The sequence below is a fragment of the Serratia sp. CY55921 genome (genome assembly GCF_052167655.1).
Classification (GTDB): Bacteria; Pseudomonadota; Gammaproteobacteria; order Enterobacterales; family Enterobacteriaceae; genus Serratia; species Serratia ureilytica.
In genome coordinates, this window is the sequence record NZ_JBJNMU010000001.1 from 240,820 (window position 1) to 255,822 (window position 15,003).

The following is a 15,003-nucleotide window of genomic DNA, read 5'->3' on the forward strand; positions in this document are numbered from 1 at the left end:
AAAAAATCCCGAGTGTTAGGCAATAGTCGCTCTATGAGCGCTGAATAAAACATTCATCTCATTTTCTTTAAAATTATTGAACCGGGATGCGTCTTGCTCTCCAGGTTGGCTTCTGCGCGTTAAATTGCTGCGGAGTTAAGGTAGCGTTTTTATAAGTAAATTGAATTATTTCAATGGCAGCCAGTCGCGTTCGTCAAGAACGGTGGTTTTTAATAAAATTGTTTTATTACAATGGTTTTTCTGTTTTTTCATATACCTTTCGCCCTGAGCCATTGTCATGATCACCCTGTAAGTGGTTTAATGTTTTTAAATTCACTTTAATGACGCTAAAGTATAGGGTTAAAACATTATAATGCAACTAAACAACATTAAAATATCAGAAGAAAATGGTATGTCATTGAAAATGATTGGTGAAAACCTCACTTACCTCATGCGCATGCACGGGATTGACGCCAGTCGGTTGAGCTGCGAAACAGGGATAGGTATTGCCACGATCAATAATCTGAGGAAAGGCGTGGGGAATCCCACGATCGCCACGCTTGCGTCAATTGGTGAGTTTTTCAGCGTAAAAGTAGGGGAGCTGACTGACAAGGATTTAAGCGCCGCGGGAGAGGGTAAACACAATGCGAGATCGCTTCCGCTCATTAGCTACAGCGATGTAGAGCGTTTCTTGGCCAACACGATCAGAACGGCAGATACCTATACGACAGAAGTCGATGACATGACGGACGATTCGCTGTTTGTGGTAGAGATAACGAATAATTCACTGTCGCCTGAATTAGACCGTGGAACGTATTGTGTGATCTCCCTCAAGGAGCCATTTTGCGATGGCGATATCGTCTTGGTTAAGCTGAAAAATTACCCAATATGTTTAAGGCGAGTTTTTGTTTCCGACGACGACTTGTTGTTTACAAACATCTCATTAGATTCAGATAGCAGTGTGAAGTCCTATAGCGATTATGCGATCGTCGGTGTTCTATTGAAAACGATAAAGAGGCTGAAATAAATGGATTTATTTAAAATAATGAGAAAGTTAAGAAAGATATACTCTCCCAGTTATCTATACACGTTAGATCGTAGCGTTATCCGAACGGCGGATGGATATTGGCTTTTCAAAGAGTTTGGCACCCATACTTTCGTGAAAAAAAACTGGGGGCAACTCATTGAGGGCGATTTTCTCAGGCACGTTAACCCGAAAGACATCGCTTTTATCGCCGAGACCGAATCTAAGATAAAAGTCGCCTCGGCCAAACTGTCGATTCATGAAGAGAAACGAAACTGTATGTGGACGTTGAAAAATGACGTTGACTCGATATCAATATCAGGGGCGGATTTTCTAAGGGATCGTGATCTTGTTGACAAAACGGAGTCCCTGGATGCGACAAAAATAGCCTTTTATGCCGGGGTAAAGGAAGGCAGAGCACTCTCTGCCTCATTGAAAAATGCAAAGAAAAGTGACGGATATAAAAAAACAATACTGACGTTGATTAAATAAACCAGGGTTCGACGTGAATATGCTTATCGAAGGTAATCACGCTGAAAGCCGAATTGTCTATGGTACTGACATCGCTTGTGCCGTTTTTCCATTGCGAACAAATCGCCGGGGAAACAGAGATTAAGGTTTCCCCCAGCTTTCTTTGGAATAACGTATGTGCATGGCCTGAGCCGATAAACTTAACGTTTAATCGTTGGCAGAGGCTCAAAAGCTCCTCAGCATTGCTTAACATACAACTATCAACAATGGGCGTGCCTACAGGAATAGGGTGATGATGTAGGAAGACGGCGATCTTTTTATTGCCGCTCGAGACTATGGCTTTTTCAAGCGTTTCGAGCGAATGCGTCGAGACCCTGCCGAAATCTTCATTATCGACCACCGAGTCGATGCTGAGCATGCGCCATTCGTCATCTTCAAACGAGTTTATATCATAGCTGCCGCCCTGTTTACGGGCTTCATCGTCCAGGTTTTTTTTGTTGTCGTGATTGCCTGGGAATAGATAGAAAGGTAATGTAGTGCGATTCATTATTTTAAAGAAGCGCTCATAAGAGGGAATATCGCCATCATGAGAGATGTCACCTGTCACAATGATTAAGTCGGCATTGATTTTGTCGGCATTGGCGTTAATGAAGTCAATCGCCCTTTCGAAATTAGCAAGATGCTTCGAAGCCAGCGCGCTTGCATTAGGCATAATATGTATGTCACTAATCTGAATTACTTTCATGCTATACCCTGTTGATATTACTTAAATGGATTGTATGAAGTGCCCCAATCATAGTGATCGGTGTTTTCTATCTTCTTCACCCACTCGACTAAGGCGATAGCGAGCGGTAGCAATACAATAGAGACGACAACTTTATAAGACCACGTCGTGCTTATGATGTTAACCAACTCTATAAAGGTATATTTTCCTGAAAGACTTATCGGATAGGCTGTCAGCAACAGGGCGGCCTGTGTAGACATGGAACCAACAATATATCGGATAAAGAAGTATTTTCCTGAGAAAATAATCTTCATCTTTGAAATAATAAATCCATTGACGAAATAAGCGACCGGAACGGACACCCAGGTGCCTATCATGACTCGCCAAAACTCATGGTATAAAGAATAATAGTGCGTGGCGATATCATTGTTTTCTGGCTGAATAACGGCTGAGAGATTAAGTATTATGACATATAAGCTTTGGCAGAACACCATGATCCATATTGCTCTTACCGACAATTTATAGCCGTAAACCTCAGTCAGCAATGTTGATATCAAGAAACACAAGGAGAATACAATGCCGCTTGCCGTTATTTTAAAACCATAGATATCAAAGACCTTATAAACCAACGTGTCGCAGGTGATCATAATGGTCACCGTCAGGCCAACAAAAAGGCCATAGAGCTTGAGATTTCCTTGCATTTTTACTCCTTATTTAGTCCGTGTTCTTCTGTTATTAATTATCCATACTTATTTAACGCGCAAATTACGCAACCCGCGAGTCGCGTAATGAGACGCGAATAATGTCACATGACCATCATGTCTCTTTATTCAAGCAAGACAACAACGCCTTCCCCCCTGCGTGCCCGGCTGGCGAGAGCGCCACGCCAAGTTTTGCGGAGAATGCTGATGGCCTGTTCGGCGGGAAGAGAGGATTTTACCCTAATCCATTAATATTGCTAATGAATATATTGCCTGGTTCACGCAGTGTCAATCAAGAACGAAGGGCACAGCAAACCGTGGCCGTGAAAAGTCGCTGCGCAGGTTGTTACGGAATTTAAGGGTAGCCACAACCGGGGCGGGGGCCGGTTTTTATCTGGCCTGCGTCAGCAGCTGCAAAAAGCGGCTCAGTGCGGCAAAAGGCGGCTCGCTGTTGCGCCAGAAAACACCCACGCTGCCTTTCTGCTCAATCTTCGGCAGGTTCAGAATCGCCAGTTGCCCCTGGCTGGCATAACGCTGCGCCAGCCGTAGTGAAAGAATGGAGATCATGTCGCTGCTTTGCAGCAGGTTGGTGCTGACGTTCATCGATGCCGATTCAACCGTGTTTTCAGGCAGCATCACGCCGTTATCTGCCAACGCATTATCGATGCTGAGGCGGATTGGCGTGCCGGTCGGCCAGACTATCCAGCGCCAGTGGGTGAGATCGTGCCAGGTGAGGGAGGCGGATTTTGCCAGCGGATGGTGAGGGCGGGCAACGAAGCATACCGGTTCGGTGTAGAGCACTTGATAGTTGAGCGGCAGTTGCAGCGCCCGCCCCCCGACGCGGCCCACGACGACATCCACCGCGCCCGCGAGCAGATCGTGCAGCAGGGGGGTCATCACCTTTTCCTCAATATTGAGATGCAGCGTCGGCATTTCCTGCAGCAGGCTCAATATGGCCTGCGAAACGCAGTCGGTCGCCACCGGCGAGCAGCCGATTTTCAGGCTTCCCACCAGCCCGCCTTGCTTAAAGCGGGCGATTTCAGACTGCGAACGCTCCAGATCATTGATCAAACGCTGCGCATGCTGAAGCAGCAATTTCCCCCCCTCGGAGGGGCGCAGCCCTTTGCTATGCCGCTCAAAGAGCGTGATCCCCATCTCATCTTCGAGCTGCGACAGCCATTTTGACAGAGCGGGTTGGGAGATGTTCATCATCCGTGCAACGTGGGTCAGATTTCCCTGTTCACCCAATGCCACCAACATTTGCAGATGGTGCAGCTTCAATTTCTGCGCCCAGTTCGCCATTTGCTATAACCCTCCGGTTATGTCTCAGCCCGAAAAGCCATTGTACATTTTATCGCTAAAGATACAAATTCGTAACATACCTAAAACAACACAGACATCTCCCTACCTGCTCCGAGGCGCTCACTATGACTCAACGGCGTGATTTACAAGCACTGATCGACGCAGCCCCTATCGGCAAGACGCAGTGGCGCGTCATTCTCTGCTGCTTTTTGGTGGTGATGCTCGATGGTTTTGACACCGCCGCCATTGGTTTCATCGCGCCCGACATCCGCGCCCAATGGCAACTGTCCGCCGGTGAGCTGGCGCCGCTGTTTGGCGCGGGGTTGCTGGGATTGACGGCGGGCGCGCTGCTTTGCGGCCCGCTTTCTGACCGCTTTGGCCGCAAGCGCGTTATCGAACTTTGCGTGGCGCTGTTTGGCGCGCTGAGCCTGATTTCGGCCTTCTCCCCCGATCTGCAAACGCTGGTCGTTTTGCGTTTTCTCACCGGCCTGGGCCTGGGGGGCGCGATGCCGAACACCATCACGATGACCTCTGAATATCTGCCCGCTCGCCGCCGTGGCGCGCTGGTCACGCTGATGTTCTGCGGTTTCACGCTCGGTTCGGCCCTGGGCGGGATCGTCAGCGCCCAACTGGTGCCGAGGGTGGGGTGGTCCGGCATTTTGGTGCTCGGCGGCGTCTTGCCGTTGATGCTCTTTGCGGCGCTGCTGTTTGCCCTGCCGGAATCCCCGCGCTGGCAGGTTCGCCGCCAACTGCCGCAAAAGGTGATTGCCAAAACGGTCAGCGCCATGACTGGCGAGTGGGATGAAGAGACCCATTTTTATCTGAACGAAGCCGCCACGGCGGCCAAAGGCAGCATCAGCCCGCTGTTCGCCGGCCGCCAGTTGCGCATCACCCTCATGCTTTGGGCGGTTTTTTTCATGAGCATGCTGATCATCTACCTGCTCTCCAGCTGGATGCCGACGCTGCTTAATCACCGCGGTATTGATCTGCGGCATGCCTCCTGGGTGACCGCTGCTTTCCAGATAGGCGGCACGGTGGGCGCGCTGGGGCTGGGCGTGTTGATGGACAAATGCAATCCCTTCCGGGTGCTGGCGGTGAGCTACGCCTTGGGCGCCGTGTGTATCGTCATGATTGGCCTGAGCGAGAACGGCCTGTGGCAAATGGCGCTGGCCATCTTCGGCACCGGCATCGGCATCAGCGGGTCGCAGGTCGGGCTGAATGCTTTGACCGCCACGCTCTATCCGACGCAAAGCCGGGCGACGGGCGTCAGCTGGTCCAATGCCATTGGCCGCTGCGGCGCGATTGTCGGCTCGCTTTCCGGCGGCGTGATGATGGCGATGAATTTCTCATTCGATACGCTATTTTTCATTATTGCCCTTCCGGCGGCGCTCAGTACGGTGATGTTAATGCTGCTGACGGCTGTCGTTCGTCTGTCTGCCCCAGCCCCTGACACGTTGCCTCGCGCAGCGTCGTGAATGAAAAAGGAGAATCCCTATGCCTGAACGCCATCAGGATGTTAACCCCAGCCGCCAGCAGTTTTACCGGCAGATTTCCGGGCAGAACCTGACCCCGTTGTGGGAGTCGCTGCACCATCTGGTACCGTCAACGCCGAATGCAAACTGCGCCCCGGCTTACTGGAACTATCAGGAGATTCGCCCGCACCTGCTGGCCAGCGGCGAGTTGATTGGCGCCAAAGAAGCAGTGCGCCGCGTGCTGGTGCTGGAAAACCCGATGTTGCGCGGACAAGCCGCCATCACCCCGACGCTGTACGCCGGCTTGCAGTTGATCATGCCGGGCGAAATTGCGCCGAGCCATCGCCATAATCAGTCCGCGTTGCGTTTTATCGTCGAAGGGAAAGGGGCGTTTACCGCCGTTGACGGCGAACGAACGCAAATGCATGAAGGCGACTTCATTTTGACGCCGCAGTGGCGCTGGCACGATCACGGCAATCCCGGCGCTGAGCCGGTGGTATGGCTGGACGGGCTGGATTTGCCGCTGGTGAATCTGCTGGGCTGCGGTTTCGCGGAAGACTATCCGCAAGAACAGCAGCCCGTGACGCGCCGGGAGGGGGACTATTTACCGCGTTATGCGGCCAATATGCTGCCGCTGCGCCATCAGAAAGGCAACTCATCGCCCATTTTCAACTACCGCTACGATCGCAGCCGCGAAACGCTGTACGACCTCACCCGCATGGGGGACGCCGACGAGTGGGACGGCTACAAGATGCGCTACGTCAATCCGGTGACCGGCGGCTATCCCATGCCCTCGATGGGCGCCTTTCTGCAACTGTTGCCGAAAGGCTTTTCCTCACGAAATGCGCGCACCACGGACAGCACCCTCTACCACGTGGTGGAAGGGCGCGGCCAGGTCAGCATCGGCAACGAAACCCTTCACTTTTCGGCAAAAGATATCTTTGTGGCGCCGACCTGGTTCGACGTGTCGTTTCAGGTGGATGAAGACACCGTGTTATTCAGTTTTTCGGACCGGCCGGTTCAGGAAGCCCTGGGGCTGTTCCGTGAAGCACGTTATTAATTTGGGAGAGACAAAATGACGCAATACGTATTTGCACCGCCAGCCCCCGTGACTGTTCCTGTCGTGGGGAGTGATAAACAGTTCCCCGTGCACCGTGTCTACTGCGTCGGGCGCAACTATGCCGCCCATGCTCGCGAAATGGGCTTTGATCCGGATCGTGAGCCGCCGTTCTTCTTCTGCAAGCCTGCCGATGCGGTGGTGCCGGTGGCGGCCGGCGAAACGCTGGCGCTGCCGTATCCGGCGCAAACGGATAACTATCACTACGAAATCGAACTGGTGGTGGCGATTGGCATACGGGGGAGCGATATTCCGTTGGAAAAGGCGCATGAATATATCTGGGGATATGCCACGGGCCTGGACATGACCCGCCGCGATCGGCAGATGGACATGCGTCAAATGGGGCGCCCATGGGAAATCGGCAAGTCGTTCGATCTCTCTGCACCCATCGCGCCACTGCATAAAGCCGGCGACAGCGCAGACGTCAACACTGCGCCTATTTGGCTGCAGGTCAATGGCAGCGATCGTCAGCGCAGCGACATCCGTCATCTGATCTGGTCGGTGAATGAAACCATCAGCTATCTGTCCGGCTTTTTTGAGCTGCAGCCCGGCGATCTGATTTTTACCGGCACGCCGGAAGGGGTGGGGGCGGTGGTGAAAGGCGATGTGATTACCGGGAATGTAGAGGGGCTTACCCCTATCGCCGTGAAGATTGTCTGAGGCTGATTCTGAGGTGAATGATGAAGCTGTACAGTTTTTTTAATAGCTCTGCGTCCTACCGCGTGCGCATTGCGCTGGCGCTGAAAGGTATCCATTACCAGACGGTGGGCGTCAATATTCGCATCGGGCAGCAGAATGAGCTGGCTTATCGGCGCATGAACCCGGTCGGGCTGGTGCCGACGCTGCTCACGGACGACGGCGAGTCTCTCAGCCAGTCGCTGGCGATTACCGACTGGCTGGATCGCCATTTCCCCCAGTCGCCGCTGTTGCCGACGGCCGATTCGGCGCGCAGCCGGGTACTGGAAATCGTTTATGTCATCGCTTGCGATACTCACCCGGTCAATAACCTACGGGTGTTACGCTACCTGAGTGAAGAGCTGAAGGTGAGTGAGGAAGAGAAAAAACGCTGGTATGCATATTGGATCCGGCAAGGGCTGAGCGCCGTGGAACAGCTGTTGCTCCAGAGGCCGCCAGGGCCCTTCTGTGTTGGCGACAGCCCGACGTTGGCGGATTGCTGCCTGATCCCTCAGTGGGCGAATGCCCTGCGGATGGGGTGCGATCTGAGCGGGTACCCGCGCTGTAAAGCGATTTACGACGCCTGCACTCGGCTCCCGGCGTTCATCGCCGCAGCGCCCGAAAACCAACAAGACAAAATCTCAGCCTGAGCTTGATAAGGAGAAAGGCCGTCGCGAAAGCGAGGCGCGCAATGATCGTTGGGGGAGGCAGTGGCGCAGCGGCTGCGTTCTCATCCTCTCGACGTGCAGACGAAAAAAAACCTGCTGTTACAGCAGGTTTTCTTGAATTTGGTCGGCATGAGAGGATTCGAACCTCCGACCCCCGACACCCCATGACGGTGCGCTACCAGGCTGCGCTACATGCCGATGCTATGAAAAATCATACTACCGATTCTCGATGTTTATGCAAGTGCCTTACCACTTGATTGCTTTAGTTTTAAGCAGTTAGTTGGCGATAAAGCGTTTTACATCGGTCAGCACCTGCAGCAGCAGAGCAAGCTGCGGTTTCTCGTCTTTTATTTCATCGCCGTTCTGATCGTAGACGCGATAGTTGCCGCTGTTGTCCAGCATCAGCGTCTGCGTCGGCGTGGTGATCACCAACTGGTTGCCATCGCCGGTGGCGATCCAGTTGTTGCGGCGCTGGGCGGTAAACAGATCTTCGCCCTGCGAATAGTCTTTCGGCGCGGTTTTCACGTGCAGCAGCCGTTGCATCAAGGTACGCATCACGTCGTTATGGCCGGTCAGCTTGTTGATGGTCTGCGCCGGCGTGCCCGGCCAGTGGATCACCAGCGGCACCTGCAGCTGCGCCTGGTTGAAGGCGGTGCCGGCGCCCCATTGGCCTTTGCCGCTGTCGTTGAACTCGACGCCGTGCTCGGCGGTGATCACCACCACGGTTTTATCCAACAGGCCGCGCTGTTTCAGGGTGTCCAGCACCTGGGCTATCTGGGCGTCCACGTCCTGAGCGCCGGTGCGATAGCGTTCGATAAAATCGGCCGGCGCCGGATTTTTGGCGCCTTCGGCCGGCTCGGCGCCGCTGAAGTTGATATAGGAGAACCACGGCTCTTTGTCGCCCTGATCCGTCAGCCAGCGTTGCCATTGCTGCGTGGTTTGCGCGTCGCTTTGCGGCGCCGGCGTCGGCAGCGAGAAGTCGGTCAACAGGGCCTGACGGTACAGGCTGGCGTTGAAGCCGTCGGACGAGAACAGCCCCAGTTGGTAACCCTGCTCGCCGAGCGCGTTGATCAGCGCCGACGGCTTGCGGCCGGCGAGCACGCTGTCAAGATAGGTCGGGGAAATGCCGTAGAACAGGCCGAACAGCCCGGTGTCGGCGTGGTTGCCCGAGCTGTAGTGATCGCTGAAGCGCACGTTTTCCTGGGCGAAACGCGTCAGCGTCGGCATATCCTGCGCCACGTCTTTGGCGCGAATGCCGTCTACCACGATCATCAGCAGGTTATAGCCGCTGCCTTTATCGCCGTAGCTGAGATCGCTGAGCGGGTACTCCACCGCCACCGCTTCCGGATTGCCCTGTTGCACCAGGCGGCGTTCATATTCCTGCTGATCGAGCAGGCCGTGTTTTTCGAGGAACTTGCGCGCGGTCATCGGGTACGAGAGCGGCAGGTTGGCCCGCTGCATGGTGATCGGGCGATAGAAGTTGGCGTCGGCCCAGATGTAAATCAGGTGCGAGGCGAAAAAGGCGCTGATGAACAGCGCCGCCAGCGGCTTGCCGAAACGGCGGCGGTTCAGGCTGCGCAGCTTCTGCCAGCTCCAGGTGCCGAACAGCATCTCCACCAGGAAGATCACCGGCACGCAGATAAACATCAGCTGCCAGTCGCGCGACAGCTCGCTTTGATCCGGGTTGACCACCAGATCCCACACCACCGGATTGAGGTGCAGGTGGAAATGGGAGAACACCTCGCTGTCGACCAGCAACAGCGTGAGCCCGGCGGTGGCCAGCGCGGCGGAAATAAATCGCAGCAGCCGCTGCGACATCACCACGAAGGTGAGCGGGAAGATCACCAGCAAGTAGCCGGCGAACACGATAAAGCTGAAATGCCCCAGCAGGCTGACCAGGGCATAGACCCGGCCCAGCAGGGAAGCGGGCCAGTCGGTGACAAACAGGTAGCGGCTGCCCAGCCCAAGGGCGAGCAGGATGTTGAATAAGGCGAACCAGTGCCCCCAGCTGATCATCTGGGAGACTTTTTCACGATAACGCTGACGGTTTGTCACCATAAATAAATATTAATGCGCTTTATCTTCACGGACAGAAGCCTGCAGGGCTTCCGCGAACGATCTCGCCAGGGTTTTCCGCTGCGCGGGGGCAACGCTGGTGTTGATCAAATTAGTGACCATATTGCCCAGCACCATCAGGGAAAGATCGGTGGGGGTATGGTGTTTTTCCAGAACATTGACCAGCTCTGAGAGCAGTTGTTCAACGTGTTCGTCACTGTAACGGGATGATTGTGGCATAAAATTGCGCTTAGTAATCTGCAAAGTGCCCTATCTTACCGTATAGGACAGTGATTTTCCGCTCTTTTATCACTTCCTGTCATTCGGGAAAGGGTTCGCCTGCGACGGGGCCGCTCACCGCTGCGCCTTTCCGGTTTGCCGCGGTTTTTTAGTATTGCAGGGCGGGGCCTTCAGTGTTTGAATACGCGCCTAAAGAACAGGAGGATTTACCATGAGTCTGGATATCGACCAGATCGCTCTGCACCAGTTGGTGAAACGCGACGAGCAAACGCTGGACGTGGTGCTGCGCGATTCCTTGCTTCCCACCAACGCGGCGGTGGAAGAAATGATGGCGGAACTGCATCGCGTCTACAGCGCCAAGAGCAAGGCCCTGGGCTTGTTCAACGAGGGCAGCGAGCTGGCGGAAGCGCTGCGCACCTGCCGCAAGGACGATAAGGACTTTCTGGCCTTCAGCCGCGCGGCGACCGGCCGTCTGCGCGACGAACTGGCGAAGTATCCATTCGCCGAAGGCGGCGTGGTGCTGTTCGGCCAATACCGTTATCTGGCGGTCGAGTACCTGCTGATCGCGGTGCTGAACAGTCGTAACAGCATGCGCGTCAACGAAGAGCTGGATATCAACACTACGCACTATCTGGACATCAACAACGCCGATATCGTTGCGCGCATCGATCTGACCGAGTGGGAAACCAACCCGGAATCGACCCGCTATCTGACCTTCCTGCGCGGGCGCGTGGGCCGTAAGGTCGCCGACTTCTTCATGGATTTCCTGGCGGCGTCCGAAGGGTTGGACACCAAGGCGCAAAACCGCGGGCTGCTGCAGGCGGTGGACGACTACTGCGCCGACGCGCAGCTGGACAAGAATGAACGCCAGTCGGTGCGCCAGCAGGTGTACAGCTACTGCAACGAACAGCTGCAGGCGGGCGAAGAGATCGAACTGCAGGCGCTGTCGCAGGAACTGTCGCCGGTCGGTGAGAAAGACTTCATGCAGTTCTCCAGCGAGCAAGGGTATGAGCTGGAAGACAGCTTCCCGGCGGATCGCGGCACGCTGCGCCAGCTGACCAAATTCGCCGGCAGCGGCGGCGGTATCAGTCTGAACTTCGACGCCATGCTGCTGGGCGAGCGCATTTTCTGGGATGCGGCCACCGACACGCTGACCATCAGGGGCACGCCGCCGAACCTGCGCGATCAGCTGCAGCGCCGGACCGGCAGCGGCAAGTAAGCTTGCCGAATCGCAGACAATAAAAAACGCCGCAATTGCGGCGTTCTTTATTTCGGCGTCCCGAAAGGTTCGAAAACGTAGCGATTAAACGCGAACGAAGTCGATGTGAGCCAGTTTTGGCTTGAACGGGTGACGCTGTACAGCCTGAACCTTAACTTTGGTTTCTTTACCGTCGATAACCAGAGTTACTGCTTCGCTGTAGAATTCTGGTTTAGCTTCCATGTTCTTGACAGAATCATGATCCAATTCGATGGAAACTGCAGCTTCTTTGCCACCGTAAACGATAGCTGGGAATTTGTTTGCTGCACGCAGGCGGCGGCTCGCACCTTTACCCTGGTCTTTACGTACTTCTGCATTGATAGTGAACATTGTTTTTTCTCTTAAAAGAAAATTTACCCTGCTACAGGCGACCCAAGTAGCAAGTTCGGAATTCCGCTTTAACGCTGGGCAGGCCCAGGTAAAGCGCGCGGCATTTTAACGGAAAGCCGCCCGCAGAGCAACGAAAACCTGCCCAGATTGAGGGCCGCTCGCTCAGGCCAACTGATTGGCACGGCGGAAACGGCCTTGATAATCGAACACTTTCTCACGCACCTGCCAAAACTGCCCGCGCTTGCGTGCCACCACGAAATCCGGATGGCGCAGCGCTTGCTGTTGCGCCAGCACGTCGGCGGCGGTGTGCCAGGCGAACGGCACGCCCGGCGCGCGCTGGTGCGGGCGCAGGAACAGCATCTCGAACGCTTTGCGCTGCGCCGGCGTCTGCAGGCGGAAGCGCTCGCTGGTGCTGGTGCCGTCCTCGTCGTAATAGGTGGCCTTCAGCCATTCGCCCTTTTCGTCGCGGCCGCTCTGCAATTCCATGCCGCCGCAGCGCAGCACCAGCGCGTCTTTCAGCTTCAGCGCCGCCTTCAGCATGTCGTCGGGATCGACCAACACCTCCTGACACTGATGGCAACGGCGCGCGGCGATATCGTTCTCCGCGCCGCAGTGCGGGCAGCTCTTGAACCGGAAGCGGTAATCGCACTGTTCGCGGTGGCCGTCGTCGTCCTCCAGCCAGCCCTGGCAGCGGCGGCCGTAGTGTTCGATGATGTCGCCGTTTTCGGTGCACTTGCCCCAGAACAGGTTGGCGAAACCGCAGGCCGGGCAGAACACCTGCACCGGCTGGCTGTCGCCGTGCGGTTTGCTGACGCCGACCTCCGGCGTAAACAGATCGTGCGGGTTGCCGGCGTAGTCGAGGATCAGGCAATCCTTTTTGTCGGGCGCCAAACGCAGCCCGCGCCCGACGATCTGCTGATACAGGCTGACGGACTCAGTGGGGCGCAGGATCGCGATCAGATCGACGTGCGGCGCGTCGAAGCCGGTGGTTAACACCGCCACGTTGACCAGATAGCGCAGCCGCTGCTGCTTGAACGCCTCAATGAGCGCATCGCGCTCGGCGGGCGGCGTTTCGGCGCTGACCAGCGCGGCTTCGCCGTTCGGCAGCAGGCCGTGGATCTCGCGGGCGTGCTCGACGGTGGCGGCGAAGATCATCACCCCTTTGCGATCGTCGGCATACTCCACAATCTGGCTGATGATGTGCGGCGTGACGCGGTTTTGCCGCTTCAGCTCTCGGTTCAGATCCGCTTCGCTGAACAGGCCGTTGCTTCTGGCTTCCAGCCTGCTGAAGTCATATTGCACGATCGGCATGTCCAGCCGCTCCGGCGGCACCAGAAAACCGTGTTTAATCATGTAGCGCAGCGGCAGCTCGTAGATGCAGTCGCGAAACAGGCTGGCGCTGTCGCCGCGGGTGAAACCGTGGTAGTGGTACTGATAAATCCAGCCTTTGCCCAGCCGGTACGGCGTGGCGGTCAGCCCCAGCAGCCGCAATTGCGGGTTGGTTTTCTGCAGGTGCTGGATGATTTGCTGGTACTGGCTGTCGTCGTCGTCGCTGATGCGATGGCATTCATCGACGATCAGCAGTGAAAAGGCGCCGTCGAACAGCGGCAGGTTGCGCGCCACCGACTGCACGCTGCCGAACACAACCTTGCCGGCGCTCTCTTTTTGTTGCAGCCCGGCGGCGAAGATGTCCGCCTCCAGGCCGTAGGCGCAGTATTTGGCGTGGTTTTGCGCCACCAGTTCCTTGACGTGCGCCAACACCAGCACTCGCCCACGGGCGCGTTTCGCCAGCTCGGCGATCACCAGGCTTTTGCCGGCGCCGGTCGGCAGCACGATCAGCGCCGGCTCGGGATGCCGCCGGAAATGGTTGATGGTGGCTTCGACCGCTTCCAGTTGGTAGGGGCGTAGGGTAAAGGCCATAAATGAACGCCGTAGGTTGGAATGGGCCGCGGGGGTTAGGTTTGTCAGCGCTGTTGCCACAGAAACGCTGACATTTTACGCCCCGGGCGACCGAGAAATGTCTATATTATGCCTTCTGAGCGCGCGCGGTGCGAGAAGCGTGAAAATTACCCCTGTCGGGCAGCGCGTTGTGCCGCTATACTCGTGTGACAGCAATCGCTGTGCCCCCACGCGATTTCCCCCCTGAGCCTGCCATTTGCACCCGGTGCAACGGCGGGCGTCATATTTTGGCAATACGATCAATGCGATCATAACAACGACAGGCAAAGCAGATCCCATGCGATTGGACAAGTTTTTATCTCAGCAGTTAGGCATCAGCCGTGCGCTGGTCGCGCGCGAACTTCGGGCTAAACGCGTCACCGTAGACGGTGAGGTGGTGAAGAGCGGGGCTGTCAAACTGACCCCGGAACAAGAGGTGGCGTTCGACGGCAATCCGCTGCAGCAGCAGAACGGCCCGCGCTATTTCATGCTCAACAAACCGCAGGGTTACGTCTGCTCCACCGACGATCCCGATCATCCGACGGTGCTGTACTTCCTCGATGAGCCGGTCGCGTACAAACTGCACGCCGCCGGGCGGCTGGATATCGACACCACCGGGCTGGTGCTGATGACTGACGACGGCCAGTGGTCGCACCGCGTCACCTCGCCGCGCCACCACTGCGAGAAAACCTATCTGGTGACGCTGGAGCACCCGCTGGCGGAAGACACCGCGCAGCGTTTCGCCGCAGGGGTGCAACTGCACAACGAGAAAGATCTGACGCGGCCGGCGACGCTGGAGCAGGTTGACGAGCATGTGGTGCGCCTGACCATCAGCGAAGGGCGCTACCACCAGGTGAAGCGGATGTTCGCTGCGGTCGGCAATCGGGTGATCGAATTGCACCGTGAGCGCATCGGCGCCATCGTGCTGGATGACGATCTTGCGCCGGGCGAATACCGCCCACTGACCGAAGAAGAGATCGCCAGCGTGGGCGCGCCGCACCTGCAGGACTGATAACCGATCATTGATTGCGGCCGATTAAGGAGTCGTG

General features: G+C 56.0%; 15 protein-coding genes and 1 tRNA gene. 8 read left to right on the plus strand and 8 right to left on the minus strand.

Annotated features, from left to right (window positions below):
• Positions 1 to 352 precede the first annotated feature (352 nt).
• Both ACJ8M3_RS01210 and ACJ8M3_RS01215 read left to right on the plus strand, forming a co-directional pair.
• The gene (locus ACJ8M3_RS01210; protein ID WP_123061846.1) at positions 353 to 1,006 is read left to right on the plus strand and encodes a helix-turn-helix domain-containing protein; all 654 of its coding nucleotides are present in this window, start codon (positions 353 to 355) and stop codon (positions 1,004 to 1,006) included.
• Positions 1,007 to 1,495, plus strand: a complete 489-nt coding sequence (locus ACJ8M3_RS01215; RefSeq protein WP_089194996.1) for a hypothetical protein — start codon at positions 1,007 to 1,009, stop codon at positions 1,493 to 1,495.
• Here the strand turns inward: ACJ8M3_RS01215 and ACJ8M3_RS01220 are convergent.
• The 3 genes from ACJ8M3_RS01220 to ACJ8M3_RS01230 form a co-directional block, all read right to left on the minus strand.
• A complete protein-coding gene (locus ACJ8M3_RS01220) occupies positions 1,488 to 2,219 on the minus strand; it encodes a metallophosphoesterase family protein (RefSeq protein WP_089194995.1) in 732 nt (243 codons plus the stop codon). The two genes, ACJ8M3_RS01215 and ACJ8M3_RS01220, sit on opposite strands and share 8 nt — an antisense overlap.
• Positions 2,220 to 2,236: 17 nt before the next feature.
• Complete coding sequence (locus ACJ8M3_RS01225) at positions 2,237 to 2,899, minus strand: VUT family protein (protein ID WP_046896345.1); 663 nt, start codon at positions 2,897 to 2,899, stop codon at positions 2,237 to 2,239.
• A 390-nt stretch (positions 2,900 to 3,289) separates the two neighbouring features.
• A complete protein-coding gene (locus ACJ8M3_RS01230; protein ID WP_046687533.1) occupies positions 3,290 to 4,201 on the minus strand; it encodes a LysR family transcriptional regulator in 912 nt (303 codons plus the stop codon).
• A gap of 125 nt (positions 4,202 to 4,326) precedes the next feature.
• Here ACJ8M3_RS01230 and mhbT point away from each other — a divergent pair, with 125 nt between their 5' ends.
• From mhbT to maiA, 4 genes are read left to right on the plus strand one after another with little or no spacing between them, the layout of a single operon-like run.
• Positions 4,327 to 5,676: a 3-hydroxybenzoate transporter MhbT gene (gene mhbT, locus ACJ8M3_RS01235; protein ID WP_046687532.1), complete on the plus strand. Its 1,350-nt coding sequence runs from the start codon at positions 4,327 to 4,329 to the stop codon at positions 5,674 to 5,676.
• A 19-nt stretch (positions 5,677 to 5,695) separates the two neighbouring features.
• On the plus strand, positions 5,696 to 6,733 hold the full coding sequence (gtdA, locus tag ACJ8M3_RS01240) for a gentisate 1,2-dioxygenase (RefSeq protein ID WP_046687531.1): 1,038 nt from the start codon (positions 5,696 to 5,698) through the stop codon (positions 6,731 to 6,733).
• Positions 6,734 to 6,748: 15 nt separating this feature from the next.
• Positions 6,749 to 7,450, plus strand: coding sequence for a fumarylacetoacetate hydrolase family protein (locus tag ACJ8M3_RS01245; protein ID WP_089197254.1), 702 nt, complete (start codon positions 6,749 to 6,751; stop codon positions 7,448 to 7,450).
• A gap of 20 nt (positions 7,451 to 7,470) precedes the next feature.
• Positions 7,471 to 8,115, plus strand: coding sequence for a maleylacetoacetate isomerase (maiA, locus tag ACJ8M3_RS01250; protein WP_046687529.1), 645 nt, complete (start codon positions 7,471 to 7,473; stop codon positions 8,113 to 8,115).
• A gap of 139 nt (positions 8,116 to 8,254) precedes the next feature.
• On the opposite strand, the gene ACJ8M3_RS01255 is transcribed toward maiA, so the two are convergent.
• The 3 genes from ACJ8M3_RS01255 to ACJ8M3_RS01265 all read right to left on the minus strand — a co-directional run bounded on the left by ACJ8M3_RS01255 (position 8,255) and on the right by ACJ8M3_RS01265 (position 10,428).
• A tRNA-Pro gene (locus ACJ8M3_RS01255) sits at positions 8,255 to 8,331 on the minus strand.
• Between the two features lie 78 nt (positions 8,332 to 8,409).
• The gene (yejM, locus tag ACJ8M3_RS01260; RefSeq protein ID WP_442514597.1) at positions 8,410 to 10,191 is read right to left on the minus strand and encodes an LPS biosynthesis-modulating metalloenzyme YejM; all 1,782 of its coding nucleotides are present in this window, start codon (positions 10,189 to 10,191) and stop codon (positions 8,410 to 8,412) included.
• Positions 10,192 to 10,200: 9 nt separating this feature from the next.
• Positions 10,201 to 10,428, minus strand: coding sequence for a YejL family protein (locus ACJ8M3_RS01265; RefSeq protein WP_004935782.1), 228 nt, complete (start codon positions 10,426 to 10,428; stop codon positions 10,201 to 10,203).
• 211 nt (positions 10,429 to 10,639) lie between these two features.
• Here ACJ8M3_RS01265 and yejK point away from each other — a divergent pair, with 211 nt between their 5' ends.
• Positions 10,640 to 11,647 carry a nucleoid-associated protein YejK gene (gene yejK / locus ACJ8M3_RS01270; protein WP_033643824.1) on the plus strand — a complete coding sequence of 336 codons (1,008 nt, stop codon included), beginning with the start codon at positions 10,640 to 10,642 and terminating at the stop codon, positions 11,645 to 11,647.
• Positions 11,648 to 11,731: 84 nt separating this feature from the next.
• On the opposite strand, the gene rplY is transcribed toward yejK, so the two are convergent.
• A complete protein-coding gene (rplY, locus tag ACJ8M3_RS01275) occupies positions 11,732 to 12,016 on the minus strand; it encodes a 50S ribosomal protein L25 (protein WP_004935776.1) in 285 nt (94 codons plus the stop codon).
• A gap of 162 nt (positions 12,017 to 12,178) precedes the next feature.
• The gene (locus tag ACJ8M3_RS01280; protein ID WP_089197253.1) at positions 12,179 to 13,936 is read right to left on the minus strand and encodes a DEAD/DEAH box helicase; all 1,758 of its coding nucleotides are present in this window, start codon (positions 13,934 to 13,936) and stop codon (positions 12,179 to 12,181) included.
• A 316-nt stretch (positions 13,937 to 14,252) separates the two neighbouring features.
• Between ACJ8M3_RS01280 and rsuA the strand changes: the two genes are divergently transcribed.
• Complete coding sequence (gene rsuA / locus ACJ8M3_RS01285) at positions 14,253 to 14,966, plus strand: 16S rRNA pseudouridine(516) synthase RsuA (protein ID WP_033652527.1); 714 nt, start codon at positions 14,253 to 14,255, stop codon at positions 14,964 to 14,966.
• The last annotated feature ends 37 nt before the right edge of the window (positions 14,967 to 15,003 follow it).

Coding starts and splice junctions, on each gene's coding strand:
- ACJ8M3_RS01210 (WP_123061846.1), top strand. CDS start 353: ATGCAACTAAACAACATTAAAATATCAGAAGAAAATGGTATGTCATTG.
- ACJ8M3_RS01215 (WP_089194996.1), top strand. CDS start 1,007: ATGGATTTATTTAAAATAATGAGAAAGTTAAGAAAGATATACTCTCCC.
- ACJ8M3_RS01220 (WP_089194995.1), bottom strand. CDS start 2,219: ATGAAAGTAATTCAGATTAGTGACATACATATTATGCCTAATGCAAGC.
- ACJ8M3_RS01225 (WP_046896345.1), bottom strand. CDS start 2,899: ATGCAAGGAAATCTCAAGCTCTATGGCCTTTTTGTTGGCCTGACGGTG.
- ACJ8M3_RS01230 (WP_046687533.1), bottom strand. CDS start 4,201: ATGGCGAACTGGGCGCAGAAATTGAAGCTGCACCATCTGCAAATGTTG.
- mhbT (WP_046687532.1), top strand. CDS start 4,327: ATGACTCAACGGCGTGATTTACAAGCACTGATCGACGCAGCCCCTATC.
- gtdA (WP_046687531.1), top strand. CDS start 5,696: ATGCCTGAACGCCATCAGGATGTTAACCCCAGCCGCCAGCAGTTTTAC.
- ACJ8M3_RS01245 (WP_089197254.1), top strand. CDS start 6,749: ATGACGCAATACGTATTTGCACCGCCAGCCCCCGTGACTGTTCCTGTC.
- maiA (WP_046687529.1), top strand. CDS start 7,471: ATGAAGCTGTACAGTTTTTTTAATAGCTCTGCGTCCTACCGCGTGCGC.
- yejM (WP_442514597.1), bottom strand. CDS start 10,191: ATGGTGACAAACCGTCAGCGTTATCGTGAAAAAGTCTCCCAGATGATC.
- ACJ8M3_RS01265 (WP_004935782.1), bottom strand. CDS start 10,428: ATGCCACAATCATCCCGTTACAGTGACGAACACGTTGAACAACTGCTC.
- yejK (WP_033643824.1), top strand. CDS start 10,640: ATGAGTCTGGATATCGACCAGATCGCTCTGCACCAGTTGGTGAAACGC.
- rplY (WP_004935776.1), bottom strand. CDS start 12,016: ATGTTCACTATCAATGCAGAAGTACGTAAAGACCAGGGTAAAGGTGCG.
- ACJ8M3_RS01280 (WP_089197253.1), bottom strand. CDS start 13,936: ATGGCCTTTACCCTACGCCCCTACCAACTGGAAGCGGTCGAAGCCACC.
- rsuA (WP_033652527.1), top strand. CDS start 14,253: ATGCGATTGGACAAGTTTTTATCTCAGCAGTTAGGCATCAGCCGTGCG.